A 2484-nucleotide genomic window follows, 5' to 3' on the forward strand; every position below is an offset into this window, starting at 1 on the left:
CGCCCCCTTCCACCCGCTCCCGCACCCCCCGGGCCGCCTCCTTCAGGAGGGGGTGCTGGCTTTCCAGGGAGAGGGTGTGCAGGGCCTGGGTTACAGGTACACCCGCCCCCACCAAGGTGGCGAACTCCTCCATGAAGAGGACGAGTTCAGGGAGGGGTACCCGCCCTCGGGAGGGGCGCCTGACCCGCTCCAGGCGCAAGGGGTAAAGCCCCATCTCCCGGAGGCGGCGCCTGGCCCCTTGGGGGGTTTCCGCCTCGAGGACGCCGCGGTAAACCCGCTCGCCCTTCTCGTCCGTGGCCTCGTAGAGGAAGCGCATGTCCTACTCCCAGATGCCCAGCACCCGCAAAAGCTCGCTCCCCGTGGTGACCCCTGTGCGCACCTGGTAAAGCCCCACCGCCCGTAGATCCCGGTGGCCCTGGGCCTTGGCCCGCTCCCAAAGTTCCCCTTCGCTAGCGCCTAGGCCTAAGCGGTAGAGGGCTTCCCGATCGGGGGCGTAGACCTCGTAGAGCCCCACCCGTCCCTTGTACCCCGTGCCCCGGCAAAAAGGGCACCCCTCTCCCCGCACCTCCTCCTCGGGGGCCTCGGCCCCAAAGAAGAGGCGGGCCTCCTCGGAAAGGGGTTGGGGCCGGGCGCACTGGGGGCAGACCCGGCGCACCAGGCGCTGGGCCACGGTGCCGAGGAGGGTGGAGGCCAGGAGGTGCCTCTCCGCGCCCATTTCCAAAAGCCGGGTCACGGCGGCGATGGCGTCGTTGGCGTGGAGGGTGGCCAGGACCAGGTGTCCGGTGAGGGCGGCCCGGAGGGCGGTGTCCAGGGTTTCCGTGTCCCGCACCTCCCCCACCAGGATCACGTCGGGGTCCAGGCGCAAAACGCTTCGCAGGGCCTCGGCGAAGGTGAGGCCGATCTTGGGTTGCACGGGGATCTGCACCACGCCCTCCAGGGGGAACTCCACGGGGTCTTCAATAGTGACGAAGGTCTTCTCCCGGGTGTAAAGGCGGTCCAGGGCGGCGTAGAGGGTGGTGGTCTTGCCGCTTCCCGTGGGGCCGGTGACGAAGAGGATGCCGTGGGGCTTGCGCAGGAGCTTTTGGAAAAGGGCGAGCTCCTCGGGGAGCATCCCAAGCTCCGTGAGGCCGAGCCGCACCCCCGCGGGGTAGATGATGCGCAGGGTGAGCTTTTCCCCGTGGAGGGTGCCCACGGAGGCCACCCGTACCTCGTATCGCTTTCCCTCAAAGGGGAAGGTGAAGTGGCCGTCTTGGGGGCGGCGCCTTTCGGCGATGTCCATGCCCGCCAAGACCTTGTAGCGGGCGGCGAGGGGGGCTTCCAGGTCCTTGGGAAGCCGCTCTAGCTCCTGGATGACCCCGTCCACCCGGGCCCGCACCGCCAGATGGGTTTCCTCCGGGTCCAGGTGGAGGTCGCTGGCGATGAGGGCGATGGCCCGCTCCAGGAGGGCTTGGGCCAGGCGCACCGCGGGCATGGCCTCCAGGGTTAGGTCCACCTGGGCGGCTTCCTCCCGCCGGGCTTCCTCCTTGGGCCGGGCCTCCTCCGCCAGGAGGCGGTCCAGGGCCTCGAGGATTTCCCGGTCCGGGGCCAGGTGGGGCACGATTTCTTTCCCCGTGAGGAAACGGAGCTCGTCCAGAAGGGCCAGGTCCGAGGGGTGGGCCATGGCCACGTGGAGGCGGTTGCCCTCCACCCGAAAGGGGAAGACCCGCTTTTCCCGGGCGAAGCGGGGGTCCAGAAGGCGCAGGGCCTGGGGGTCGGGGGAGAGCTCGGCGAGGCGAATGAGGGGGGCCCGTTGCTGGTCCGCCAGGGCTCGGGCCAGATCTTCCTCCTTCACGTAGCCCCGCCGCAGGAGGACCTGCCCTAGGAGGTCCCCGGTGCGGGCCTGCTCCTCCAAGGCGGCCTGGAGCTGCCCTTCAGTGATGTACCCAAGGCGCAGGAGGAGTTCACCGAGCTTGGGCCTTTGCAACCTCCACCTCCCAGGCGTACACGGTTTTTCCCCCCACGCTTGCCCGCGTCAGGGGGCCCACCTGCCCCCCAAGCTTTTGGGCGAGGAGGAGGGGGGCATAGGGGTCCAGGGCCTTTCCCTCGAGGAAGAGGCGGCCTTCTTCGGCCTCCAAGCGGGTGAGCCAGAGGGTTTCCGGCTTTTCCGAGGCCACCTTGAGGATCTCCTCCAGGCCGAGCCCCTCAGGCCTTGCTGGCTGGAAGGCTTGCTCCCGCAAGAGGGCCGCCTCCCGCCGGAGGCTTTCCAGACGAGACCTTTCTCGGGCGGCCATCTGGTGGAGGAAGCTTTGCCCAAGAAGCCCCAGGACGAAGAAGAGGGAGGCGAGGAAGACGGCGAGCTGGGCCTCCCGCGGCAACCCCTCTCCTAAGGGGCGCCGCCTGGGCTTTAGGTCTAAGGAAAGCTCCCGGGCTTGGGCGAGGGCCTCCAGGGTTTGGGGCACTTCCTGGGTGATCCGCTTGGCGGGGAAGGCAGGGGGTACGGGGGGT

The 2484-nt window shown here is 69.1% G+C and carries 2 protein-coding genes and 1 pseudogene; all 3 read right to left on the reverse strand.

Annotated features, from left to right (window positions below):
• Positions 1-316 (reverse strand): type II secretion system F family protein (locus Mlute_RS14930; protein WP_182482597.1); only part of this gene is annotated, 316 nt, incomplete at its 3' end.
• 3 nt (positions 317-319) lie between these two features.
• On the reverse strand, positions 320-1963 hold the full coding sequence (locus Mlute_RS14935) for a GspE/PulE family protein (RefSeq protein WP_119361313.1): 1644 nt from the start codon (positions 1961-1963) through the stop codon (positions 320-322).
• Positions 1941-2484 (reverse strand): annotated as a pseudogene (locus Mlute_RS14940) (hypothetical protein); the annotation flags it as partial. The gene Mlute_RS14935 and the pseudogene Mlute_RS14940, both read right to left, overlap by 23 nt.

Source organism: Meiothermus luteus (assembly GCF_003574085.1).
Lineage (GTDB): Bacteria > Deinococcota > Deinococci > Deinococcales > Thermaceae > Meiothermus > Meiothermus luteus.